Below are 24,452 nucleotides of genomic sequence, written 5' to 3' on the forward strand. Positions count from 1 at the left end.
CCTGTTTCGGCTTGGTCGAAATATCCCGGGGGAGCCCGGAACGGGCGGGGCAGAGCCCCCTATTTGCAGCCCAGCGTGCCGGGCACATCCGCCAGAAGCGGCGCCATGCCCTCGGCCAGATCGGCCGGGTAATCGGTCTGCACGGAGGCGAGCACCGCCCCACCCGCGCAATCGAGCCGCTCGGTCTTGCGCAGCGTCACCTTTCCAAACGAGTCCTTGGAGCGGATAGCGAACCCGTCCTCGGTCACGTTATCCGACAGCACCGTATCGCCATCGAGCAGGATCGTGTGCAGCAGTTGTTCATGCGCGACCGTGAGGTCGGCCCCCTGATCGACATGGGCGCGCAGCGCGACATGGGCGGTCTTGTGCGGGTCGATATCGGGGGCGGAGAACAGGATCCCGCCCCCCGGCATCTCATCCGACGTCCAGCCCTGCGGCACTTTCGCCGAGATGCCAAGCGCCTCGCTCGACCACGCCACGAGACCCTGCCCCGTGCCTTCGGCCAAAGCGGGCCCGGCGAGCAGGCTCGCCGCGACCGCGCTGGCCGCGAAGATCAGATCAAAGCCCTTCATAGATGCCCACGATCTTCTCGACCGCCTCTTCCGCCGGCATCTCCTCGCTCTCGCCGGTGCGGCGGCAGGTCAGTTCCACCTTGTTGGCCGCGATCCCGCGCGGACCGACGGTGATGCGCCACGGCAGGCCGATCAGGTCCATGGTGGCGAATTTCGCGCCCGCGCGCTCTTCGCGGTCATCATAGAGCGGGTCGAGCCCGTGATCGAGGAAGGCGCGATACAGCGCTTCGCAGGCGCTGTCGCAGCTGACATCGCCCTGCTTGAGATTGACGATACCGACATGGAACGGCGTCACGCCCTCGGGCCAAATGATGCCCTTGTCGTCGTGGTTCGCCTCGATCAGCGCGCCGACGAGACGGCTCACGCCGATCCCGTGCGAGCCCATATGGACCGGAACTTTCGTGCCATCCGGGGTCTGGACGGATGCGCCCAGCGCCTCGGAATACTGCGTGCCGAAATAGAAGATCTGACCGACCTCGATGCCGCGCGCGACGCGGCGACGTTCTTCCGGGACCTCGTTGAAGGCCGCCTCGTCGTGGGTCTCGTCGGTGCGGGCATAGCGCGAGGTGAACTCCTCCAGCACGCTCTGGCACTGCGCCACGTCGTCATAGTCGATCTCGCGGTCGCCGAAGGTCAGATCGGTGATCTCGCTGTCGTAGAACACTTCCGACTCGCCCGTCTCGGCCAGCACGAGGAATTCATGCGTGTAATCGCCACCGATCGGGCCGCTATCGGCGCGCATCGGGATCGCCTGCAGCCCCATGCGCTCATAGGTGCGCAGGTAGCTGACGAGGTGGCGGTTATAGGCGTGCAGCGCGTCTTCCTTGCTGAGGTCGAAGTTGTAGCCGTCCTTCATCAGGAATTCGCGGCCGCGCATCACGCCGAAGCGCGGGCGGATCTCGTCGCGGAATTTCCACTGGATCTGATAGAGCGTCAGCGGCAGCTGCTTGTAGCTCGACACATGCGCGCGGAAGATATCGGTGACCATTTCCTCGGCGGTGGGCGAATAGAGCATATCGCGCCCCTGCCGGTCGGTGATCCGCAGCATCTCTTCGCCATAGCCGTCATAGCGGCCCGACTCGCGCCACAGATCGGCCGATTGCAGCGTCGGCATCTGGATCGCGAGATGGCCGGCGCGCGCCTGCTCCTCGTGCACGATCTGCTCGATCCGGCGCAGCACCTTGAAGCCCATCGGCAGCCAGGAATAGATCCCTGCCTGCTGCTGCTTGATCATACCCGCACGCAGCATCAGCCGATGCGAGGCGATCTGCGCCTCGGCGGGGGTTTCCTTGAGAACGGGAAGAAAATAGCGGGACAGGCGCATGAGCGGTCCTTCGAGGGTTGGTGTCAGACGTTGCGTTTGGCCTAGAGGAAACGGGGGCGTTGGGCAAGATGGTGGCGTCTTGGCAGCGTCGCAGAGTTGTTCCATGCTACGGGTATTGTAACGCGAGCATTTAATGGCAAAGAAACCTCGTCCCGAAGACCTTCTCGACTGGATTGGGCTGACCGACGCCCCGGACTGGAGGCTGGCCCGCCCCTATGGACGGTTGGTCGGCTTCGTTCTGTCTTCGGTTCTAATCTTTGTCCCGATACTTGTGGTGTGCGCATTGATCGCGGCCTTCGTCGTCGTCCTTGGAACCGCACATCAGGTCTGGACTGGCGCTGGTGGCCCCAATCTGGGTGCTGGAGCCTTGATTGCGGCAATCCTCGGCGCGCCCTTTGTGATCTGGGGCACGGTGATCAAGCACCGCCAGCTTGGCTTCCAGAAGGAGGGCCATATCACCGACCGCATCTCCAAGGCCGTGGAGCAGCTGGGAGCGGAGAAGGTTGTGCGCGTACATCGTCGCAACAAGGAAGGCACCCTCCTTTACGAAGACGGGAGCGACAGCAAGCCAGACTTCAAGAAACCGATCATTACAGAACTGAGCGAACCCAATATCGAGGTGCGGATCGGCGGACTTCTCTCGCTGGAACGGATATCGCAAGACTCTTTGACCTACGACAAGGAGCGCGACTATGTGCGGGTGATGGAAGTCCTCTGCGCTTATATTCGCAACAACGCGCCAGCAGAGAGCCACGAAGAGAACCTAGATGAAGTTTCGTCACCGCGATCTGACATCATGATCGCAATGAATATTCTTGGAAAACGACCTACTGCGGGCAGAGAAGTTGAGGCAGCGACTCGCGGTCATACTATCTGGGAGACCTTGCTTGAACTCTCGGTAGAGAACAAACCCGCCGGCAAATATTTCGCGAAGATCGCCGCTGCGCTGAAAGAGCGGAATTCAACCCAAAAGAGGAGATATCGACTGGACCTCAGGTCATGTGACCTCTCGTCGATCGTCTTGGAAAACGGAGATTGGAGCAATACGGACTTTTCCGGATCTGTATTCCGCAAAGCTAAGCTCAGGTCATCAGTGCTACTGGATTGTAACTTCTTTCACTGTGATATGCGGGAGTGCAGCATCGACCACTGCAATCTTTCTTTTTGTACATTCGCGGACACGAATTTCGGGCAATCTTTCTGGAGTTTCAGTCAGTTCATCGCAAGCAGCTTCTCTGGAGGGCGTTTACCGGACACTCCTCTTTCAAGTAACAAATTTCTCGGCTCAAAATTTGAAGGCATGTCGTTTCATATCTCTCCAGAGATTGATTTTCTTGAAGATTCCTACGGCGACGGAAGCAATCGCTTCTACCACCGCTACACGATTCGTCCCCTCGAGATCGCACCACCGGTCGGATGGGCGACTGAGGACTTAGGCCTAGACATACATATGGCCTACTTTGACTGGCTGAACAGTCATCTCCCGACCAGTCGTTCCGACGCGAAGCCTTGATTTCCCACCGCATTTCGCCACGTTAGAGCGAACGCATCGCTGAAAAGGACCGCGCATGGCCCTGCCTGCCCGCCAGCAAGTCACCTATTGGTCCGTCGCCGCCTTGGTGCTGGTCCTGTCGCTGTGGTGGCTGGGCAATGTCATCCTGCCCTTCATCATGGGCGGCGCGATCGCCTATTTCCTCGACCCGCTGGCCGACCGGCTGGAAAAGCTGGGGCTGAGCCGCGCGGTCTCTACCGCGATCATCGGACTGGCGACGGTGCTGATCTTCGTGATCCTCGCGCTCGCCGTGGTGCCGATGCTGGCGCGGCAGCTGGCGCAGCTGGTCGCCCTCGCGCCCGATCTTCTGGCCTCGTTGCAGACCTTCCTGAACGAGCGTTTCCCCAATCTCCTGCACAACTCGGTCGTGAACGATACGCTCAACAGCCTCGGCACCGCGATCAAGGCGCGCGGCGGCGAATTGGCGGCGACCCTGCTAAGCTCGGCGATGACGCTGGTGAATGTGGTCGTCTTCATCGTCGTGGTGCCGGTCGTGGCCTTCTACATGCTGCTCGACTGGGACCGGATGGTGGCGAAGGTCGACGGCTGGCTGCCGCGCGATCACGTCCACACGATCCGCACCATCGCGCGTGATATCGACCGGGTGCTCTCGGGCTTCGTGCGCGGTCAGGTCACGGTCTGCCTCGTGCTGGGCACCTTCTACGCGATCGCGCTGATGGCGGCGGGGCTCGATTTCGGGCTGCTGGTGGGCTCGGTCGCAGGCGCGCTGACCTTCATCCCCTATATCGGCGCGATCATCGGCGGCGCGCTCGCCATCGGCCTCGCGCTGTTCCAGTTCTGGGGCGAGTGGTTCAATATCGGAATCGTCGCGGGCATCTTCGTGCTCGGCCAGTTTCTCGAAGGCAATTTCGTCACCCCGAAACTCGTGGGCGATTCGGTCGGGCTGCATCCGCTCTGGCTGATCTTCGCGCTGTCCGCTTTCGGCACTTTGTTCGGTTTTGTTGGCATGTTGGTCGCCGTTCCCGTCGCTGCGGTGATCGGAGTGGTTGCGCGCTTCTTCATCGACCAATATCTGCAAGGGGCGCTTTACCGAGGGCAAACGGAGCGCGAGCCGATAGCCCATTCGCCGATCTCTCTCATCAACGAGGAGACCGGGGAAGTGACGGGCGCGACCGAGACGACCGAACACGAGAGCTGAGAATGGCCGAGCAGTTGACCTTCCCGCTGCACCTGCGTTCCGCGCAGGGGCGTGAAGACTTCTTCATCTCGCCAGCCAATGCGCTGGCGGTGACGACCCTCGATGCGCGCGAAACATGGCCGCTGGGCCGGATGATCCTGATCGGGCCGGAAGGCGCGGGCAAGACGCATCTCGCGACGATCTGGGCCGATGAACAGGGCGCCGACATCCTGCCCGCGCGCGATCTGACCGAAGAGATGGCCCCTGCCCTCGTAGCCAAGGGCGCGACCGTGATCGAACGGGCCGAGAGGATCGGCGCGGATGAGGCGGGCCAGCGCGCGCTGTTTCACCTGCACAATCTGATGCAGGCCGAGGGTGGGCGGCTTTTGCTGACCGCGCGCACGCCACCGCGCGACTGGGGGATGACCCTGCCCGACCTGATCAGCCGGATGGAGGCGACCGCGACGGTGCGGATCACGCCCCCCGATGACGCGCTGCTGGCGGCCGTTCTGGTGAAGCTGTTCTCGGACCGGCAACTGACCGTACCGCCCAACCTGATCGGCTGGCTGGTCACGCGGATGGACCGCTCTCTGGCGACCGCGCGCAAACTGGTCGCGGCGCTCGATCGGCAGGCGCTCGCACAACGCCGTGCGATCACCCAAAGACTGGCGGCGGAGGTTCTGGACAGTCTCGACTGAGCCGCGCAAACTGTCACGGAGCCATTACAAAATCCAACGATAAGCGCGCCATGACCCAAGCAGATTTCCTCAAGACCCCCTTCCCCACGCCAATCGCGCTGCCCGAGTCGGAGATCAGCGGACCGGGCCGGTTCTTCAACCGCGAACTGAGCTGGCTGGCCTTCAACTGGCGGGTGCTGGAAGAGGCGCGCAATCCGCGTGTGCCGCTCCTGGAGCGCGTGCGCTTCCTGTCGATCTCGGCCACGAACCTCGACGAATTCTACACCGTGCGCGTGGCGGGCCTGATGGAGCTTGTGCGCGAGAGTAACGTGAACGCCTCCGATGACGGGCTCACCCCGGCCGAGCAGCTGGAGAAGATCAACGCCAATGCCCGGCGGCTGATGGACACCCAGCAGGCGACGTGGTCGGCGCTCAAGCGCGAGATGGAGCGCGAGGGCATTCATGTCGTGAGCCGTTCGCGGCTGACCAAGCGCGATCTCGACTTCCTCTCGGATCACTTCCTCAACAACGTCTTCCCGGTGCTTTCGCCGCTGGCGATCGACCCCGCGCACCCGTTCCCCTTCATCCCGAATACCGGCTTCTGCCTCGCGCTGGAGCTGGAGCGGGAAAGCGATCAGCGCCGGTTGCAGGCGCTCTTGCCGATCCCGGCGCAGATCGACCGTTTCGTGCGCCTGCCGGGCGAGGCGCGGTTCCTGCCGCTCGAACAGCTTCTGATGCTGCATCTGAGCTCGCTCTTCCCGGGCTACAAGGATGTGGGCTCGTGCTCGTTCCGGGTGCTGCGCGACAGCGATCTGGAAGTCGAGGACGAGGCCGAAGACCTCGTGCGCGAGTTCGAGACCGCGCTGAAACGCCGCCGCCGCGGGCAGGTCATCCGCATGTCGGTCTCGCCCGGCGCGCCCGAAGACCTGCAGGCGCTGGTGATGCGCGAGCTGCATGTCGATCCCGAAGAGGTGGTCGAGGAAAAGGGCCTCGTGGGCATTGCCGACGTGAAGGAACTGATCCTGAGCGAGCGCCCCGATCTGCTCTGGCCGCCCTTCATCCCGCGCGTGCCCGAACGCGTGCAGGACCACGAGGGCGACATGTTCGCCGCGATCAAGCAGAAGGACATCCTGCTGCACCACCCCTACGAGACCTTCGATCTGGTGGTGCGCTTCATCGATCAGGCGGCGAACGACCCGAACGTGCTGGCGATCAAGCAGACGCTCTATCGCACGTCGAAGGACAGCCCCGTCGTCTCCTCGCTCTGCGAGGCGGCTGAGAACGGCAAATCCGTGACCGCTCTGGTCGAGCTGAAAGCCCGCTTCGACGAGGCCGCCAATATCCGCCAGTCGCGCCGTCTGGAGCGCGCGGGCGCTCATGTCGTCTATGGTTTCATCAACTACAAGACCCATGCGAAGATCTCGACCGTGGTGCGCCGCGAGGGTGATCAGCTGGTGACCTACACCCATTACGGCACCGGCAACTACCACCCGATCACCGCGAAGATTTACACCGATCTGAGTTTCTTCACCTGCGACGCGGCGCTGGGGCGCGATGCCACCAAGGTCTTCAACTATCTCTCGGGCTATGTGCAGCCCGAGGGTCTTGAGAACCTCGCCATCTCGCCGATCACGCTGAAGCCGCGCCTGCTGGACCTGATCGACCGCGAGATCGAACACGCCAAGGCGGGCAAACCGGCGGCGATCTGGGCGAAGATGAATTCGCTGATCGAATCCGACGTGATCGACGCGCTCTACCGGGCCTCGCAGGCGGGGGTGAAAATCTCGCTCGTGATCCGCGGCATCTGCGGCATCCGCCCCGGCATCAAGGGCCTGTCCGAGAATATCCGGGTTAAATCCATCGTCGGGCGGTTCTTGGAGCATTCGCGCATCGTCTGCTTCGGCAATGGCCATGCCCTGCCCTCCAACGACGCGCGGGTGTTCTTCTCCTCCGCCGACTGGATGGGGCGCAACCTCAATCGCCGGGTCGAGACGCTGGTGGAGGCCAAGAACCCCACGGTGAAGGCGCAGATCGTCAGCCAGATCATGGCGGCGAACATGGCCGACGAGGCGCAGAGCTGGATTTTGCAGCCCGACGGAAAGTTCATCCGCCACCTGCCCGACGACCGCGAGGACCTGTTCTCCTGCCACCGGTTCTTCATGGAATACCCCTCGCTCTCGGGCCGGGGTTCCGCTGGGGCAAGCGACGTTCCCGAACTTGCCCATAGCTTCGACTAGCCCTAGCGTGGAGGCCGGACGACTCGAACGGACGGGCAGATGAGCAAAGACAAAGCGGCGCCGGCAGTTGATGACAGCGACGATTGGGATCCGTTCGGCCAGCCTCTCTTCGATGACCCATCCGTGCGCGCGCTCTCGCGCGTCGGCGTCGTCGATATCGGCTCCAACTCGATCCGGATGGTGGTCTTCGATGGCGCGGCGCGCAGCCCCGCCTATTTCTTCAACGAGAAGGTCATGGCGGGTCTCGGCCAAGGGCTGGCGGAGACAGGCAAGCTCAACCCCGAGGGGCGTGAACGCGGGCTGACCGCACTCAAACGCTTCGCCGCGCTCGCCGAGGGGATGGAGATCGGCCCGCTCACATGCGTCGCCACCGCCGCGATGCGCGATGCCGAGGACGGCCCAGAGTTTCACGCCAAGATCGAGAAAGAGACCGGCCTCAAGGTCCATATCGTCGACGGGCTGGAAGAGGCGCGGCTGTCCGCGCAAGGGGTGCTTCTGGGCTGGCCCGAGGCCGAGGGTCTCGTCTGCGATATCGGCGGCAACTCCATGGAATTAGCCGAGATCCGCGGCGGCAAGGTCTGGCGGCGCGCGACCTCGCAGCTTGGCCCCTTCCGCCTGCAGCAGATCCCCGGCGGCAAGAAGGCGATCGCCGCCCATATTCAGGCCACGATCAAGGAGCTGGCCGAGAAGGTCGGCACCGAACACGAACGCATCTATCTCGTCGGCGGCTCGTGGCGCGCCATCGCACGGCTCGACATGGAGCGGCGCGACTATCCGCTGCTGGTGCAGCACGAATACCGGATGAAGCCCGACGAGCTGGGCGAGACGATCGAGTGGATCGGGAAATCCGACATGGAGAAGCTGCGCTCCAAGACCGGCACCTCCGCCGCGCGGATGGAACTCGTCCCGCTCGCCAGCCAGGTGCTGCGCGAGTTGATCGCCACCTTCCAGCCCAAGGAGATCGACGTCTCCGCCTACGGCATCCGCGAAGGGCTGCTTTACGAACAGATGCCCGAACGGCTGCGCCGCCGTGATCCGCTGGTGGAAGCCGCGCGCCATACCGAGCGCGTGATGAGCCGGATGCCCGGCTTCGGCAAAAAGCTCCACGCCTTCATCGAACCGATCTTCGGGCCCCTTCCGCCCGAGAAATTCCGCCTCGTGCGCGCGGCCTGCCTGCTGCATGACACGACATGGCGCACCCATCCCGATTACCGCGCCGAGGCCTGTTTCGAGAACGTCACCCGCGCGAACTATTCGGCCATGTCCCACCCCGAGCGGATCTGGCTCGGCGTGGCGCTCCTGCATCGTTACAAGAACTCGCGCAACGGCTCGCGGCTGGAGCCGTTCCTGCCGCTGCTGTCGGAAGAGCAGATTCAGGAGGCCGAGGTTCTGGGCAAGGCGATGCGCTTCGGTTCGATGTTCGCGACCCACAGCCCCGCCGATGCGGGCGAGCTGAAATATTCGGCCAAGATGGGCGAGCTGGAACTGAAGCTGACCAAGCGCGGCAAGGCGCTGATGGGCGAGGTCGCCGAGTCGCGCTTCCGCTCGCTTGCGAACGCGCTGAAGGCCGAGCCGATCATCACCGATTAAAGCTCGATCCCGCCCTCCGGGATCTCGACCGGCCCGCCTTGCTCCGGGCCGTCTTTCTGCGGCGCGTCCTCGGGCGGCTCGGTCATCAGGGGCGGCGGCGGCGGCGCGTCCGGGCTCCGCCGCATGATGATATCGCCATTGGGCAGCCGCTCGGGCGCCCCGTAATTCGACATGTCGTCGACCAGCGCGAGGAACTGGCGCAGCTTCGGCCCCAACTGGGCCGCGGCCTCCCCCAAGCCTTTCTGCATCTCGTCGAGTTGCGGCTTCATCTCGTCCATCAGCCCGCGAAACAGCGTCTGCGCCCCCTCCTGCAGCAAGGAGAACCCGCGATCGACATCGCCGCCCTCCTCCTGCGCGGAGACGGGCGTTGCCAGAAGGGCGAGCGAGAAAACGATGACAAGCGGCTGTTTCATACCCTCGATCCTACGCGCAAGCGGCGCGAAAATCACGCCCCCGAGATCACTCGATATCGACCGAGACGGGAAAATGATCGGAGGCCTGCAAAAGCGCCTCGCGCAATTCGGGCACGCGATAGATATGCGGGTCGTCGAACGGGTGCCAGATACGCCACTCCCGCGCCCGTGCCGCCAGATCGGGCGAGAGCATCACATAATCCAGCATGGCCGAAAAATACTGCTTCTGATCAACGAGGTAGAACCGCGCGGAACTCGGGGCTGCGGCCGTGTGATGGGCTTTCGACAGCCGCGCATGGGGATCGTGCAGTCGCTCCGCTTCCGGGCCGCCCTCGCCCGCGACAATCTCCACGCCCGAGCGTCCGAACAGCTTCTCGTATTCGTCGAGCCCCGGACCGTCGTTGAAATCGCCCAGCACGATCAGGCTGTCGCCCGCCGCCAGATGCTCCTCCACGCGGCCCCGGATCCAGATCGACTGCGCCAATTGCTTGCGCCGGTTCTCTATCGCCATGCGGGTCGCGGTCTCCGGGCTCGTCGCACCATGCGGGGCTTTCGACTTCACATGCACGCCGATCATCCGCATCACCTCCCCGGACCGCGTCCCCAGAACCACCTCCAGCGGCGGCTTGGAAAAGGTGACCGTATCCATCCGCGCATCGATATCGAGGTCGATCCGCAGGCTGCCATCGAAACGCGGCCACGCCTCCGAGCTTTGCGGATCATGCCGCGCCGTCACGACATCGGGGTCATAGAGCAGCGCCAGCTCCTGCTGCGTGTCGTTGGAAAAGCCCAAAAGCGCACGACGCTGGCGCAGCCCGAACCGCTCCGCGAAGCCTTCGAGCATATCCACCGTTTTGTGGCGATGATTGTCGTCGGGCGCCTCGACCACCAGAAGCACATCGGCCTCCAGCGCGCTCATCACGATCGCGATCGCCCCGGTCTGCTGGCTGCGCGTCACGTTGTAGCGCGCCGACCATTCACTATCGTCGAGAAGCGCCCCGTTGCGCGCGAAAAGGCTGTTGAACCACTCGATATTCCAAGTGGCGATCCGCATCACGCCTCCGCATGGCTGGCGCGGATTTCCTCCCAGGCCTTGTTGAGCGCGATGACCCGCGCCTCGGAGAGCTGCACGGCCTCTTCGGGCAGACCACGGGCAATCGCCCGGTCTGGATGGGCCTCGCGCACCTTGTTGCGCCAGACCTTGCGCACCTGATCGAGCGGCGTGCCCGGCTCGACCTCCAGCACGGTCCAGGGATCGGGATCGGCATCGTCGACGAAGGCCGAACGCATCGCGCGGAAACAGCATTCCTCCAGCCCGAAAATCCGCGCGACCTCCAGCAGGAAGGCATCCTCGCCCTCGTGGTAATCGCCATCGGCCAGCGCGATGAAGAACAGCCCTTCGAGCACGTCTTTAAGAACATCCGCGCCGGGGCCGAACATATTGGCGATCTTGCGGGCATAGGCGTCGAAGCCCGCCACATCGGTGCGCGCCATGTTGAAGACGCGCGCGGCATTGGCTTCCTCTTCCGGCGGGATTTGGAAAATCCGCCGGAACGCCGCCACCTCGTCGCGCGTGACCTGCCCGTCGGCCTTCGCCATCTTCGCCCCGAGCGCAATCACCGCGATGGTGAAAGCAACAGAGCGTTCCGGCGGCTGGCGCAGATTGTCGAAGACCGTCGACAGCGCCTCCCCCCGCCCGAGAGCGGAGAGCGCCTGCGCGATACGCGACCAAAGAGAGATGGGCTTGTCCATGGTTCAAGTCTAGCCGCGCTGCGGCGGAAATGCACCCGCGCAAATCCGCCCTGTGATTAAATCATTGTAATGTTTTGAAATGACTGGCGGCGCACAGGGTTCCCCCGCGCGCCGCCCAAATTCAAAGCAAAGCCCGGACTTCGCCTTGGTCAAAATATCCCGGGAGGGGGGGCGTCAGCGCGGGGGCAGAGCCCCCTCCCCCCTCAGCGCCCTCAGGCCCGCGCCTGACGCACGATGTCGAGGATCTCGCGCGCGGCCAGCGGGATGTTCGTCCCCGGCCCGAAGATCGCCTTCACGCCCGCCTTCTTGAGGTAGTCGTAATCCTGCTGCGGGATCACGCCGCCGCAGATCACGATGATATCCTCGGCGCCCTTCTCCTTGAGCGCCTCGATCAGCTTCGGTGCCAGCGTCTTGTGACCCGCCGCCTGCGACGAAATCCCGACCACATGGACGTCATTGTCGATCGCGTCCTGGGCGGCTTCTTCCGGCGTCTGGAACAGCGGGCCCACATCGACGTCGAAGCCGATATCGGCGAAGGCCGTCGCGATCACCTTGGCGCCGCGGTCGTGGCCGTCCTGACCCATCTTCACCACCAGCATCCGCGGGCGGCGGCCCTCTTCCTCGGCGAAGGTCTCGACGTCCTTCTGGATCTGCGCGAAGCCCTCGTCGCCGTCATAGGCCGCGCCGTAGACACCGGCGAGCGTCTTCACCTCGGCGCGGTGACGTCCGAACACCTTTTCCATCGCCATCGAAATCTCTCCCACAGAGGCCCGGGCGCGTGCAGCTTCCACCGCCGCCTCGAGCAGGTTGCCACCCTCGGAGGCGCGGCGCGTCAGTTCCGTCAGCGCCGCCTCGCAGGCCGCCTCGTCGCGGCTGGCCCGCATCTTCTCGAGCCGCGCGATCTGGTTGTCGCGCACCTTCGCATTGTCGATGTCGAGAATATCCAGCTCGTCCTCGGTCTCGCGGCGGTACTTGTTCACACCGACCACGACATCCTCGCCCCGGTCGATCAGTGCCTGACGCCGGGCGGCGGTTTCCTCGATGCGCAGCTTGGGCATGCCCGAGGCCACGGCCTTGGTCATACCGCCCATCTCCTCGACTTCCTCGATCAGCTCCCAGGCCTTCTCGGCCAGTTCCGCCGTGAGGCTCTCGACGTAGTAGGAGCCCGCCAGCGGATCGACCACGTTGGTGATCCCGGTCTCTTCCTGCAAGATCAGCTGCGTGTTGCGCGCGATCCGGGCCGAGAACTCGGTGGGCAGCGCGATCGCCTCGTCCAGCGCGTTGGTGTGCAGCGACTGCGTGCCGCCAAGCGCGGCCGACATCGCCTCATAGGCGGTGCGGATCACGTTGTTATAGGGATCCTGCTCGGCCAGCGAGACGCCCGAAGTCTGGCAGTGGGTGCGCAGCATCGAGCTTTGCGGCTTCTTCGGCTCGAACTCTTCCATGATCCGGCTCCACAGCAGGCGCGCCGCGCGCAGCTTGGCGGCCTCCATGAAGAAGTTCATCCCGATCGCGAAGAAGAAGCTCAGACGGCCCGCGAACTTGTCGACATCCATCCCCGCCTTGATCGCGGTGCGCACGTATTCGCGCCCGTCCGCTAGCGTGTAGGCCAGCTCCTGCACGAGGTTCGCGCCAGCCTCCTGCATGTGGTAGCCCGAGATCGAGATCGAGTTGAAGCGCGGCATCTCGTTCGAAGTGTATTCGATGATATCCGCGATGATCCGCATCGAAGGCTCGGGCGGATAGATATAGGTGTTGCGGACCATGAACTCCTTGAGGATGTCGTTCTGGATCGTGCCCGACAGAACGCTGCGATCATGGCCCTGCTCTTCGCCGGTGACGATGAAGTTGGCGAGGATCGGGATCACCGCGCCGTTCATCGTCATCGAGACCGAAATCTGATCGAGCGGGATACCGTCGAACAGGATCTTCATGTCCTCGACGCTATCGATCGCCACGCCCGCCTTGCCGACATCGCCGACGACGCGCGGGTGATCGCTATCGTAACCGCGGTGGGTGGCGAGGTCGAAGGCCACCGACACGCCCTGCTGACCGGCGGCGAGCGCCTTGCGGTAGAAGGCGTTCGACTCCTCGGCGGTCGAGAAACCCGCATATTGCCGGATCGTCCACGGACGGCCCGCATACATCGTAGCCCGCGGGCCGCGCGTGAAGGGCGACAGGCCCGGCATGGTGCCCAGATGGTCGAGCCCCTCCACGTCCTCTTCGGTGTAAAGCGGCTTGACCGCGATCCCCTCGAGCGTGTTCCAGGTCAGGTCGTCGAACGGCCTGCCACGCAGTTCCTTCTCGGCGAGCTTACGCCAGTCCTCTTTCTTGTCCGTCATGGCCAAATCCTTCTTCCACTGTCGCCGCGGCGGGTGTCTTCCCCGCATCTTCGGCCGTCATTTCCACGAAATTCAGTCCCGGCGGCGCGTGGCGCAACCAGGTCAAATCCTCCAGATAGCGGGCGGTCATCTGCGCGCGCTGCGCCTGATCGAAAGGCATCCAGCGCCCCGGCCCCGCCGCGACGCGGTGCCCGGCGCGCAGAAGCCCCTCGCGCAGCGCCGCGCGCCCCGGGGCCGCATTGCGCTGCCGGCGGGCGTCGTACAGCCCCGTAGGCAGGCTTTCGCCCGGCACAAGCGCCTGAAGCTGGGCCTGCGGCGCCGCCCCCAGCGCCTCATGGCTCCAGACCGTGACCGGGGCGCCAAGCGCAGTCTGCGCCTGCGCGATCACCTCCGGCCAGCCGCGCGGATGATCGGCAAGCCGTGCAAGCCCGCGCGCATCGGGCAGGCCTGCGCCCCGCCCCGCCATCACCGACAGCACCGAGGACCACCACATATCATAGCGCCGCATCGACAGCGCCACGCCGCTCAGATACCCGCCCAGCACCTGTCGCGCACGCTCCAGCCGCCCCGCGGCATCCGGGTAGAGCGTCAGCATATCCACGCAATGCGGCATCGCGCCCAGCAGGTTCTCTTCCGAGATCACCAGATGGCGCATCCCCTGATCGGCGAGCCGGTCCAGCTCGAACGCCAGCGCGGTTCGCAGCCGCGACAGCGCCGCCCCATCCTCGGGCGTCACCAGATCGGGGCGCTTCACTAGCCCCGAGAACAGCCCCGCCCGCGTCCGGTCCGGCCCCCAATAGGCGATCCCGCCTGCGGCCAGCGCGTCGGCGTTTTGCAGCATCCACGCCTGAAACGTCGTCGTCGCAGTGCGATGCGCCCCGATATGCAAAATGACATCCATGCCCGGCCCCCACGGCCCCGGGTCCAAGCGGCACCCTACCGCAGCCCCGAAAACCCGGCGCCAGTCTGCACCGCGATTCCTTGCGGCGCGCTTAAAGGCCGCATTTCGCGAAAATTCGCACGGTCTGGCATGGTGCGAGGGGGCTCGCACGCATATATCAGGAACGAGAGAGGAGCCCATGACCCGTCTATTATCCCTTGGACTCGCTGCATTTCTTGCGCTGACGCCCTTTGCGGCCGCAGCCCAGGACAGCACCGTCGATCTCGCCGTGGCAGAGCCCGAGGTCACGCCCCCCTTCGCACCGGTCGATGGGGCGGATGCGGATCTGGACGCGTTCGTCTGGCAGAAACGGCCCATCGTCGTCTTCGCCGACAGCCCGCTCGACCCGGCCTTCAAGGAGCAGATCCGGTATCTGAAGGACCATTGGGCGGAGCTGGCCCGGCGCGACGTCGTCGTCATCACCGACACCACGCCCGATCCGGCCAGCGACGTGCGCCGCACGCTGCGCCCGCGCGGGTTTTCCCTCGTCATCATCGCCAAGGACGGCACGGTGAACCTGCGCAAGCCCGCCCCGTGGGACGCGCGCGAGATCGTCCGCTCGATCGACAAGATGCCGATCCGGCGCGACGAGATCCGCGAAGAGCGCGGCTTCTGACCACATCCCCGCACAACACCGCGCGCCAATAGATCGCGCCCCGCCGTGGCGGGGTGAGCCGGTCGCCCGGCCTCCCTATGCCACGGCGCGGGCGTCACTTATTCGAACTCCATGATGATGTCGTCGACGGCAAGGCTCGCGCCCGCCTCGGCGTTGATCTTCTTCACGGTGCCCTTCTTCTCGGCGCGCAGGATGTTCTCCATCTTCATCGCCTCGACGGTGGCCAGCGGCTGACCCTCCTGCACTTCCGCGCCTTCCTCGACCGAGATCTTCACCACGAGGCCCGGCATCGGGCAGAGCAGGAATTTCGAGGTATCCGGCGGCAGTTTCACCGGCATCAGCTGCGCGAGCTCGAACTGGCGCGGCGTGCGGACATGAACCTTCAGATCGGCGCCACGCACCCGGATGCGGAAGCCCATCGGGATCTTGCCGACTTTCAGCACCAGCGGCGCCCCGTTCACCGTCAGTTCGGCCAGCGGGTCGCCCGGCGTCCAGTCGCTCTCGACGCGCATCTCTTCGCCATCCTCGAACAGGATGGTCGAACCGTTGCGATCCGCGTTCACCTTGAGTTTGAAATCCTCATCCTGCAGCGAGGCGGCCCAATCCTTGCCGACCTTGCGCTCGTGATTGCCGAGCGTGCCGGAGATCTTCGTGCGCCGGATCTCGGCCACGCGCTCCATCGCGGCGGTGGCGGCCGCGACCTTGCGCAGCATCCCCGCGTCCAGCGTCACACCGTTGAACCCTTCGGGATATTCCTCCTCGATGAAGGCGGTGGTGATGTTGCCGGTCACGAAGCGCTCGTGATCCATCACCGCAGCACAGAACGGCAGGTTGTGACCGATGCCCTCGACCTCGAACATATCGAGCGCAAGACGCATCTCTTCGATCGCCTCGCCACGGCTCGGCGCCCAGGTGCAGAGCTTGGCGATCATCGGGTCGTAGAACATCGAGATCTCGCCGCCCTCGAAGACGCCGGTATCGTTGCGCACGATGCCGCCCGAAGCGGTCTTGCCTTCCACCGGCGGGCGGTAGCGGGTCAGACGCCCGATCGAGGGCAGGAAGTTGCGATAGGGATCTTCGGCATAGAGACGGCTCTCGATCGCCCAACCGTTGATGCCGATATCTTCCTGTTTCATCGGAAGTTTCTCGCCATCGGCGACGCGGATCATCTGCTCGACGAGGTCGATGCCGGTGATCAGCTCGGTAACCGGGTGCTCCACCTGAAGACGGGTGTTCATCTCGAGGAAGTAGAAGTTCTTCTCACCGTCGACGATGAATTCCACCGTGCCCGCGCTGCAGTAATCCACCGCTTTCGACAGGGCCACGGCCTGCTCGCCCATCGCCTTGCGCGTTTCGGGGTCGAGGAAGGGCGACGGCGCCTCTTCGATGACCTTCTGGTTGCGGCGCTGGATCGAGCATTCGCGCTCGTTCAGATAGACGCAGTTGCCGTGCTTGTCGGCGAGCACCTGAATCTCGATGTGGCGCGGCTGGGTCACGAATTTCTCGATGAAGATACGGTCGTCGCCGAAGCTGTTCGCCGCCTCGTTCTTCGACGACTGGAAGCCCTCGCGCGCCTCATCGGCGTTCCACGCGATGCGCATCCCCTTACCGCCGCCACCGGCGGACGCCTTGATCATCACCGGGTAGCCGATCTCGTCGGAGATCTTCACCGCTTCCTCGGCGTCCTCGATCAGCCCCATATAGCCGGGCACGGTCGACACGCCCGCCTCTTTCGCGAGCTTCTTCGAGGTGATCTTGTCGCCCATCGCCTCGATCGCGCCCGAGGGCGGGCCGATGAAGGCGACGCCCTCTTTCTCCAGCGCCTCGGCGAATTTCTTGTTCTCCGACAGGAAGCCATAGCCCGGGTGAACCGCCTCGGCGCCGGTCTGGCGGATCGCGTCCATGATCTTGTCGATCACGATATAGGATTGGTTCGCCGGGGGCGGGCCGATATGCACCGCCTCGTCGGCCATCTGAACATGCAGCGCCTGCGCATCGGCATCGGAATAGACGGCGACCGTCTTGATCCCCATCTTCTGCGCCGACTTGATGACGCGGCAAGCGATCTCGCCACGGTTGGCGATCAGGATTTTCTTGAACATGTCAGGCCCTTCCCTTCCGGTGCGGGAGGGGCATCCCCCCGCCCCGCGTGTCGTGTTCATGATGTGAGACAAAAGAAAAACCGCCACCGGGGCGTGCAGCCCCGATGGCGGTCGGATAGCGATCGGACGCGGCGAAAGCCGCGCGGATGTGCTTAGTAGGAGCGGGTGCAGACGCCCGCGTCGTCGCAATACGTGCCTGCGAGCGCGCCGAGGGCCGCACCGGCGACGATGTTGTTGTCGGTCGCATCCGCGATGACCGCGCCGCCGGCCGCACCGGCGAGGGCGCGCTGGCCGTCGGTTTGCATGCAGCCTGCGAGAGCGAGGCCGGCAACGAGAAGAAGGATCGGGGTTTTGCGCATGGGAAACTGCCTCCAATAGCGGTTATGATTGGACACAAGTTTATCGCGGCACCGTGAAAAGCCAACGGCGAAAACGCGAGCTGAAGCCCCATAGGCAAGCAATCGCCAGTCCCCGTCAAAGCTCTACGGCGCGCCCCTTGACCCCCTAGAGAAAAAAGCTGCGGCCCGACCATAAGATCAGGCCGCAGGAATAGGGAAGGGGTAGGGATATTACACAAGTCGCGGGTGTTGGGGACAGTACGACTTGCCCGCTCAATGTGACCGCGCGCACCGGCGATTGCAAAGGCGAAATCCCTGCAATTCCGAGGTTCGGCGGCATGCCGCCATTTCGCGCAGGACATCAGCGAAATCATGCCCAATCCTCATCCTCGTCATCATCGAAGGCGAAGGCGTCGGGATCGGCGAAGACCTCCGAGAAGGAGGCTTCTGCGCGTTTCACGTCGATTTTGAGAAGCGCCTCGTAGCTTTCGGGATCGAACGGATCCTCGGCGGCCACCACTTCGCGCCCGAAGAGCCAGCTCAACCGGCCCGCATCGAGATTGCCGCGCTCGAACGGCTCTTCGCCGAACTGCGCCCAGAGTGCCGCCATGAAGCCGGCATCGGCCTTGCGATCGCCATGGCCGCGATCGGCAAAGCGTTCACGCCGAATGAGTTTCGTCGCGCCCTTCTTGTTGGCGCGGCGAATGGTGAATTGATAATCCGTCGAGGGTAACCGCGACGGGAAACCGCGATGCTTCAGCATGACGCGCCCTCCCCTTTGAAGTTGCTAGGACGGCGCGTGCTGAGCTTTTGCGTTACGCCTTCATTATTGACCCGTTTGGTTTCGGTTCTGGTTCCCGCCGGTCGGGTCGGTCGAAGAAGGTGGCGTGCCAGGTGTCGGCTGACGTTCGCTCGATCCGCCACGCGGCTCGGGCACGCATTCGGCCGGTCGCTGCGTCGTTGCGGCCGTGGCGGTCTCGAGCGGTCCGCACTCAAGCGGACAGTCGGGCACCGAGGCCGGATATTGCGAGTCAACAAGCCGTCCGGTCGGTCGGCAGGAGCCGCCAACAGGGCCGCCGTATTTGCCGGTATAGACCGGCTCCACGGTGACCGGTGCAGGCTCCGGCTTGGGCGCACAGCCCACAAGCAGGGCCGCGCAGGCCATTGCACCCAGAGAAATTCGAACCATTTCACTCTCCCCCATTCTTTGTTGGAATGGTTAGGAGCATATTCCAAAAAGCAAATTTCCGCTAGGTAAACCTGTGGCGCACCGCAAAACGCCACCGTTCCCGCAGGGATCGTGGGGGCAAGGCGACGGCTGCCGCCCCGCCCCGCACGCAGATTATTTGTACTTGCCGGTGTAGGTCGGCTCGGTGGTGACGGCCACCGGCGCAGGCTCGGGCTTGGGCGCGCAGGCTGCGACGAAGGCCACGAGGCCAAGCGCGATGAGAGCTTTCGACATGTCGTTCTCCTGTCCAAGGGGGCGCCCGCCCCGATCTCGGCGAGGTCCGGCACGACCCGTTTCAATGCGGGGACCGAAATTGCTTTCCCCAAGGACAGGTTAGCCCGCAAACCCCGCTCACGAAAGCGCGATTTCGCCGTGATCGACCGCGCCTGCGCGCGCCCCGGCATCATGCCCTCCAAGCTGTGATCTGCGGATCCGGCCAAAGCCATCAGAAAAACTCCCAAACACAGTTTCCGTCCTCGACGGAAAAGCTGTCGAAATATTGCACCACCTCGGGGGCGGCATCGCCGAACGGCACGATCTCGTCCGACAGGCTCACCATCACCTGCGCGGGCTCCGGACCGGGCTGCGGCAGGCGCGGCACCACCCACCCGTTGCACAGCGCCTCGATATCCTTCAGCGCGATATCGGAGGAAAGCGGACTGCGCCCTCCGATCTGCGGCGCGAGGAAGCGAAAGCGATAGGTCAGCCCGTCCGGCCCGGCCTCGTTGTGGATCACGTCGATCCACCAGACCTTCTGCCCCGACGGGACCGGGATCTCGTCGCCCTTGGTCCCCTCCGGCCCATCGCCCGGCCCCAGATCCTCACCCAGATTGCCCGGATGCATCATCGCCCCGTAATCGGGCACCGGGGTCACCTCCCGCAGTTCCTGAGCCGGCGCCGGAGACGCCAGCACCATCCCGGCGAGAGCGCCGGGCAAGAGCGTCGTGATCCTCGGCCTGCCCGTCATGCGCCTCCTCAGAGCGGGATGTTGTCGTGCTTCTTCCACGGGTTGGACAGCTTCTTCGAGCGCAGCGCCGCAAAGGCACGGGCCACCCGGCGACGCGTCGAGCGCGGCTGGATCACCTCGTCGATGAAGCCCTTCTCGGCCGCCACGAACGGGTTCGCGAACCGGCCCTCATAGTCGGCGGTGCGCTTGGCGATCTTCTCGGGTTCGCCCAGCTCCGAGCGGTAGAGAATTTCGACCGCGCCCTTGGCGCCCATCACCGCGATTTCCGCAGTCGGCCAGGCGTAGTTGAAATCGCCGCGCAGGTGCTTGGAGGACATAACGTCATAGGCCCCGCCATAGGCTTTGCGTGTGATGACGGTGACCTTCGGCACGGTCGCCTCGCCATAGGCGAACAGCAGCTTCGCGCCGTGCTTGATGACGCCGTTATATTCCTGGCTGGTGCCCGGCAGGAAGCCCGGCACATCGACAAGCGTCAGGATCGGGATTTCGAACGCGTCGCAGAAGCGCACGAAGCGCGCGGCCTTGCGGCTGGAATCGATGTCCAGACAGCCCGCCAGCACCATCGGCTGGTTCGCGACCACACCGACCGTCTGACCTTCGAGACGAATGAAACCGGTGATGATGTTGCCCGCGAAATCCTTCTGAATCTCGAAGAAATCCCCCTCATCCGCGATTTTCAGGATCAATTCCTTCATATCGTAGGGGGTGTTCGCGTTCGACGGCACCAGCGTGTCGAGCGACGCCTCGATCCGGTCCACCTCGTCGAAGAAGGGCCGCACAGGAGCCTTCTCGCGGTTCGACAGCGGCAGGAAATCGATCAGGCGGCGAGTCTCGAACAGCGCCTCGACATCGTTCTCATAGGCACCGTCGGCGACCGAGCTTTTCTTGGTATGGGTGGTCGCGCCGCCCAGCTCCTCGGCCGTCACATGCTCGTTGGTGACCGTCTTCACCACGTCGGGGCCGGTGACGAACATGTAAGACGTGTCCTTCACCATGAAGATGAAGTCGGTCATCGCGGGCGAATAGACCGCACCACCGGCACAGGGCCCCATGATGAGGCTGATCTGCGGCACCACGCCCGAGGCCATGATGTTGCGCTGGAACACGTCCGCATAGCCCGCAAGCGAGGCCACGCCTTCCTGAATCCGCGCACCGCCCGAATCGTTGATGCCGATCACCGGCGCACCGTTCTGCACCGCCATATCCATGATCTTGCAGATCTTCTCGGCATGGGTTTCCGACAGCGAGCCGCCGAACACGGTGAAGTCCTGGCTGAACACATAGACCATGCGGCCGTTCACGGTGCCCCAGCCGGTGACGACGCCGTCGCCATAGGGCTTGCTCTCTTCCATCCCGAAATCGGTGCAGCGATGGGTTTTGAACATGTCGAACTCTTCGAAAGAGCCCTCGTCGAGCAGCAATTCGATCCGCTCGCGCGCGGTCAGCTTGCCCTTCTTGTGCTGCGCCTCGATGCGTTTCTCGCCGCCACCAAGGCGGGCTTCGTCGCGCCGATGCTCCAGCTCCTTCAGGATGTCTCTCATGAGGGTCCTCCGCATAATTTCCCGGCACACTATTCCGAACGCAACAATCTTACAAAGGGGATTCGAGAAAATTTGCAAATAATTGGCAAGCAACGGATAGCGAATTGCATAACTGCGAAGCCCAGTGCCGAGCGCAGCGTATCTCCGATTGCTCCCGCGACGCCGCCCCAGACTCGGGAAAGTTTGACGGCGAATGTTTGCAAAGCTACAAATTCATTTGCAAAGGGAGGGGCAGATGGCGACTCAGAAACTCTATGCCGGTGTAAAACTGCGCGAAACCCGCACGCGGCTCGGTCTGACCCAGAAAGCCTTCGCCGAGCGGCTCGGCGTGTCGCTGCCCTATCTCAACCAGATGGAGAACAACCACCGCCCGGTCTCGGCGCAGGTCGTGCTGGCGCTGGCGAGCGAGTTCGGCCTCGACGTGACCGAGCTCTCGGCAGGCGATGCGGAGCGGCTGGTCTCGGACATGCGCGAGGCGCTGGCCGACCCGATCTTCTCCGATGGCGCGCCGCCCTTGGCCGATCTGCGGCTCGCGGCGTCCAATGCACCCGCCCTCGCCCGGTCCTTCCTCGAGTTGCACCGCGCCTATCGCCAGACCCATGAACGCCTCGCCTCGCTCGACGAAGCCCTGGGCCGCGAGGGCGCGCAAACGGTGGTCTCCCCTTGGGAGGAGGTCCGCGACTTCTTCCACTATTGCGACAATTACATCGACGCCGTCGACCGCGCGGCCGAGCGCTATTCCTGCCGTGATGGCAATCGGTTGGAGCCCATTCCTCATGCGATAGACACCCTCGCAAAACGGGGCATCGACGTGCAGTTTTCCGACATTTCGCAACTGCGCGAGCGCGACGGCAATCGCCTTCTGATCAACGCCCATGCGGGTCGCCCGACGCAGGCCTTCCAGCTGCTTCATCAAGTGGCGCTGCTGACCCAGAACGATCTGCTGGAGGCCACGCTCGACCTCGCGCGCTTCCAGTCCGACACCGCCCGCGCGATCGCCAAGATCGGTCTGGCTAATTACTTCGCGGGCGCAGCTTTGCTGCCCTACCGCCCCTTCCTCGAGGCGGCGCAGGACACGCGCCACGATCTGGAGCGGCTCTGCGATATCTTCACCGCCTCGACCGAGCAGGTCGCCCACCGCCTCTCGACGCTGCAGCGCCCCGGCGCGAAGGGCATCCCTTTCTTCTTCGTCCGCGTCGATCAGGCCGGCACGATCACCAAGCGCCACTCCGCGACCCGACTGCAATTCGCCCGGTTCGGCGGCGCCTGCCCGCTCTGGAACGTCCACCAAGCCTTTGAGACACCAACGAAATTCCTGCGCCAACTCGCCGAGACCCCCGATGGCGTGCGCTATCTCTGCCTCGCGCGAGACGTCTCGAAATCGGGTGGCAGCTTCACCGCGCCCGCGCGGCGCTACGCGATCTGTCTGGGCTGCGAGGTGAGCCACGCGAAGGGGCTCGTCTATGCCGACGATATGGAGCTCGGCAACCCGAAAGCCTACCAGCCGATCGGGATCTCTTGCCGAATCTGCGAGCGCAAGGACTGCCACCAGCGCTCGGTTCCGCCGCTGGAACGCCGCCTGCATGTCGATCCCGACCATCGCGGGCTTCTGCCTTACGACATCGCATAGAAAAACGCCCCGGGGCCGAAGCCTCGAGGCGTCTCACCAAAATCACTCGTTACCCTACAACTCAGGCGTCGGCGGTGCCCAGCATCCGCGCGATCTCGTCCTTCACCGCGGCGCGTTGCTTGCGCAGGTCGGTCTCGGCCAAGCTGTCCATCGGCTCCACATTCGTCTCGGCCCGGTGCACGCGATCGTTGAGCGCGTCATAATCGTCCAACAATTTTGCAAAATGCGTGTTGGAGATTTTCAACTCGTGAATCCGGTCGAGTTGCGTGGGGAATTCTTCTTGCAGCGTGTGCGGCGTATTGGCCATGTCGCTCCCTTTCCTTGCTGTCGGACCGACCCTAGACCACCGCGACTCGCGCCACATTGATGCGTATCAAATCAGCCGCCCGCACGACGCCATCCTGCGGATTTTGCCTCGGCTTCCGAGCAGAACCACCGCTCGCCCTTGGCCTCGTTGATCCGCGTGGCCGCATAAGAGCGCGTGCCCGGCAGGTGATAGAGCCGCCCGCGCCCGGAAATATTGCCCTTGATCGCGCAATTTCCCGGCGGATTCTGTATCTTGGCCGCTGCACGCACCTCTGCGGGGCGCTCTGCCGCGCCCTGCCAGACACCGAGGCCCGCGCGCCGCGCCCGGTCCTCCTGCGACACATAATCGCGCGAATATTTCCGATAGGCGAAGGCCGCCCCGCGCGCGACCATCTCGGCATTCAGGTCGCGCCCGCCTGCCCGGCAGACCGCGATCAGCCGCCCGTAGCGATCTTCCTCATCGCCCGAGCAGCGCACCCCCTGCCCCGCGAGCCGCTGCAGCTCCGCCGTGGCCGCCCGACCGCAGGCCCAGCGCACGCCTTGCGCCGTCTTGCAGCTTTGCTTCGCCTCCGGCGCGTCGATCCCGAAAAGCCGCACCCGCGTATTCGCGACCATCAGCGTATCGCCATCGACGACGCGCGGCAGGCCGCTCACGGTCGCCGCCGAGAGCTGCGATGCGGCGGGCACCGCCAGAAGAACGAGGAGTGAACAAATCCTTAACATACCCCAGATATCGGCGGAACTGATCTCGCACGCAACAGATTTCGTAGCCGATTGGTAAACGCCAAACTTGGGAGCCCCACATGTCCGACGCGCTCAACCTGATCGGCCGCATCCTGATCGCTCTGCTGTTCTTCGGCGGAGCGGTGCAGAAAGTCAGCGACCCGCAGATGGTGGAGGAGATGATCGGCTGGCTCGGCCTGCCCGGCTGGCTGGTCTGGCCGGTCACGCTGTTCAACCTGATCGCGGCGCTCGGCCTGATCTTCGGCCCGAAGGTGCGGATCTGGGCGCTGATCCTCGCGGGCTATTGCATCTTCACCAGCTGGTTTCACTGGCAGCTGCGCGCCGACCCGTGGCAGGTGACGATCTTCGTGAAGAACTGGGCGATCGCGGGCGGGCTCTTGATCCTCGCGGCGCAGGGGCCGGGGCGCTATGCCCTCAGCACCCTGCACCGCGAGGGCCGTTAA

The 24,452-nt window shown here is 64.2% G+C and carries 23 protein-coding genes; 8 read left to right on the plus strand and 15 right to left on the minus strand.

Annotated features, from left to right (window positions below):
* Nucleotides 1–59: 59 nt before the first annotated feature.
* Both AC2TZ7_RS15075 and proS read right to left on the minus strand, forming a co-directional pair.
* Nucleotides 60–572 carry a hypothetical protein gene (locus tag AC2TZ7_RS15075; RefSeq protein WP_489864847.1) on the minus strand — a complete coding sequence of 171 codons (513 nt, stop codon included), beginning with the start codon at nt 570–572 and terminating at the stop codon, nt 60–62.
* Nucleotides 559–1,896: a proline--tRNA ligase gene (gene proS / locus AC2TZ7_RS15080; RefSeq protein ID WP_098411329.1), complete on the minus strand. Its 1,338-nt coding sequence runs from the start codon at nt 1,894–1,896 to the stop codon at nt 559–561. Before proS ends, AC2TZ7_RS15075 begins: the two co-directional genes overlap by 14 nt.
* Nucleotides 1,897–2,029: 133 nt before the next feature.
* Here proS and AC2TZ7_RS15085 point away from each other — a divergent pair, with 133 nt between their 5' ends.
* From AC2TZ7_RS15085 to AC2TZ7_RS15105, 5 genes are read left to right on the plus strand one after another with little or no spacing between them, the layout of a single operon-like run.
* The gene (locus AC2TZ7_RS15085) at nt 2,030–3,409 is read left to right on the plus strand and encodes a pentapeptide repeat-containing protein (protein ID WP_489864848.1); all 1,380 of its coding nucleotides are present in this window, start codon (nt 2,030–2,032) and stop codon (nt 3,407–3,409) included.
* A gap of 55 nt (nt 3,410–3,464) precedes the next feature.
* On the plus strand, nt 3,465–4,607 hold the full coding sequence (locus AC2TZ7_RS15090) for an AI-2E family transporter (RefSeq protein ID WP_489864849.1): 1,143 nt from the start codon (nt 3,465–3,467) through the stop codon (nt 4,605–4,607).
* Between the two features lie 2 nt (nt 4,608–4,609).
* The gene (locus AC2TZ7_RS15095; RefSeq protein WP_489864850.1) at nt 4,610–5,284 is read left to right on the plus strand and encodes a P-loop NTPase family protein; all 675 of its coding nucleotides are present in this window, start codon (nt 4,610–4,612) and stop codon (nt 5,282–5,284) included.
* 50 nt (nt 5,285–5,334) lie between these two features.
* Nucleotides 5,335–7,500: an RNA degradosome polyphosphate kinase gene (locus AC2TZ7_RS15100; RefSeq protein WP_489864851.1), complete on the plus strand. Its 2,166-nt coding sequence runs from the start codon at nt 5,335–5,337 to the stop codon at nt 7,498–7,500.
* A gap of 39 nt (nt 7,501–7,539) precedes the next feature.
* A complete protein-coding gene (locus AC2TZ7_RS15105) occupies nt 7,540–9,090 on the plus strand; it encodes a Ppx/GppA family phosphatase (protein WP_489864852.1) in 1,551 nt (516 codons plus the stop codon).
* Here the strand turns inward: AC2TZ7_RS15105 and AC2TZ7_RS15110 are convergent.
* The 5 genes from AC2TZ7_RS15110 to AC2TZ7_RS15130 all read right to left on the minus strand — a co-directional run bounded on the left by AC2TZ7_RS15110 (nt 9,087) and on the right by AC2TZ7_RS15130 (nt 14,498).
* Nucleotides 9,087–9,503, minus strand: a complete 417-nt coding sequence (locus AC2TZ7_RS15110; RefSeq protein WP_489864853.1) for an AAA+ family ATPase — start codon at nt 9,501–9,503, stop codon at nt 9,087–9,089. The genes AC2TZ7_RS15105 and AC2TZ7_RS15110 overlap by 4 nt on opposite strands.
* A gap of 46 nt (nt 9,504–9,549) precedes the next feature.
* Nucleotides 9,550–10,557: an endonuclease/exonuclease/phosphatase family protein gene (locus AC2TZ7_RS15115; protein WP_489864854.1), complete on the minus strand. Its 1,008-nt coding sequence runs from the start codon at nt 10,555–10,557 to the stop codon at nt 9,550–9,552.
* Complete coding sequence (locus AC2TZ7_RS15120) at nt 10,557–11,243, minus strand: tellurite resistance TerB family protein (protein WP_098412536.1); 687 nt, start codon at nt 11,241–11,243, stop codon at nt 10,557–10,559. The genes AC2TZ7_RS15115 and AC2TZ7_RS15120 overlap by 1 nt, the downstream gene beginning before the upstream one ends.
* Nucleotides 11,244–11,467: 224 nt before the next feature.
* The gene (scpA, locus tag AC2TZ7_RS15125) at nt 11,468–13,597 is read right to left on the minus strand and encodes a methylmalonyl-CoA mutase (protein ID WP_098411335.1); all 2,130 of its coding nucleotides are present in this window, start codon (nt 13,595–13,597) and stop codon (nt 11,468–11,470) included.
* On the minus strand, nt 13,569–14,498 hold the full coding sequence (locus AC2TZ7_RS15130) for a hypothetical protein (RefSeq protein ID WP_489864855.1): 930 nt from the start codon (nt 14,496–14,498) through the stop codon (nt 13,569–13,571). The genes scpA and AC2TZ7_RS15130 overlap by 29 nt, the downstream gene beginning before the upstream one ends.
* A gap of 178 nt (nt 14,499–14,676) precedes the next feature.
* On the opposite strand from AC2TZ7_RS15130, the gene AC2TZ7_RS15135 reads away from it, so the two are divergent.
* On the plus strand, nt 14,677–15,153 hold the full coding sequence (locus AC2TZ7_RS15135) for a DUF4174 domain-containing protein (protein ID WP_152845285.1): 477 nt from the start codon (nt 14,677–14,679) through the stop codon (nt 15,151–15,153).
* Between the two features lie 98 nt (nt 15,154–15,251).
* Here AC2TZ7_RS15135 and AC2TZ7_RS15140 read toward each other — a convergent pair whose 3' ends face one another.
* The 6 genes from AC2TZ7_RS15140 to AC2TZ7_RS15165 form a co-directional block, all read right to left on the minus strand.
* Nucleotides 15,252–17,255, minus strand: coding sequence for an acetyl-CoA carboxylase biotin carboxylase subunit (locus tag AC2TZ7_RS15140; protein WP_489864856.1), 2,004 nt, complete (start codon nt 17,253–17,255; stop codon nt 15,252–15,254).
* Nucleotides 17,256–17,407: 152 nt separating this feature from the next.
* A complete protein-coding gene (locus AC2TZ7_RS15145; RefSeq protein WP_098411339.1) occupies nt 17,408–17,614 on the minus strand; it encodes a hypothetical protein in 207 nt (68 codons plus the stop codon).
* Nucleotides 17,615–17,963: 349 nt separating this feature from the next.
* Nucleotides 17,964–18,356, minus strand: coding sequence for a hypothetical protein (locus AC2TZ7_RS15150; RefSeq protein ID WP_489864857.1), 393 nt, complete (start codon nt 18,354–18,356; stop codon nt 17,964–17,966).
* 63 nt (nt 18,357–18,419) lie between these two features.
* On the minus strand, nt 18,420–18,782 hold the full coding sequence (locus AC2TZ7_RS15155; protein ID WP_489864858.1) for a hypothetical protein: 363 nt from the start codon (nt 18,780–18,782) through the stop codon (nt 18,420–18,422).
* Nucleotides 18,783–19,266: 484 nt separating this feature from the next.
* Nucleotides 19,267–19,788, minus strand: a complete 522-nt coding sequence (locus tag AC2TZ7_RS15160) for a DUF6497 family protein (protein ID WP_489864859.1) — start codon at nt 19,786–19,788, stop codon at nt 19,267–19,269.
* 8 nt (nt 19,789–19,796) lie between these two features.
* On the minus strand, nt 19,797–21,329 hold the full coding sequence (locus tag AC2TZ7_RS15165) for an acyl-CoA carboxylase subunit beta (protein ID WP_489864860.1): 1,533 nt from the start codon (nt 21,327–21,329) through the stop codon (nt 19,797–19,799).
* A 235-nt stretch (nt 21,330–21,564) separates the two neighbouring features.
* Between AC2TZ7_RS15165 and AC2TZ7_RS15170 the strand changes: the two genes are divergently transcribed.
* Nucleotides 21,565–22,959 (plus strand): helix-turn-helix domain-containing protein, encoded by a 1,395-nt coding sequence (locus tag AC2TZ7_RS15170; protein ID WP_489864861.1) that lies wholly within the window; start codon nt 21,565–21,567, stop codon nt 22,957–22,959.
* A 61-nt stretch (nt 22,960–23,020) separates the two neighbouring features.
* Here AC2TZ7_RS15170 and AC2TZ7_RS15175 read toward each other — a convergent pair whose 3' ends face one another.
* Together AC2TZ7_RS15175 and AC2TZ7_RS15180 are read right to left on the minus strand one after the other, a co-directional pair.
* A complete protein-coding gene (locus tag AC2TZ7_RS15175; protein ID WP_489864862.1) occupies nt 23,021–23,266 on the minus strand; it encodes an HP1242/YdcH family protein in 246 nt (81 codons plus the stop codon).
* Nucleotides 23,267–23,337: 71 nt separating this feature from the next.
* A complete protein-coding gene (locus AC2TZ7_RS15180; protein WP_489864863.1) occupies nt 23,338–23,919 on the minus strand; it encodes a thermonuclease family protein in 582 nt (193 codons plus the stop codon).
* A gap of 149 nt (nt 23,920–24,068) precedes the next feature.
* Here AC2TZ7_RS15180 and AC2TZ7_RS15185 point away from each other — a divergent pair, with 149 nt between their 5' ends.
* Nucleotides 24,069–24,452: a DoxX family protein gene (locus AC2TZ7_RS15185; RefSeq protein WP_489864864.1), complete on the plus strand. Its 384-nt coding sequence runs from the start codon at nt 24,069–24,071 to the stop codon at nt 24,450–24,452.

The sequence above is a fragment of the Thioclava sp. ISO4 genome (genome assembly GCF_058105145.1).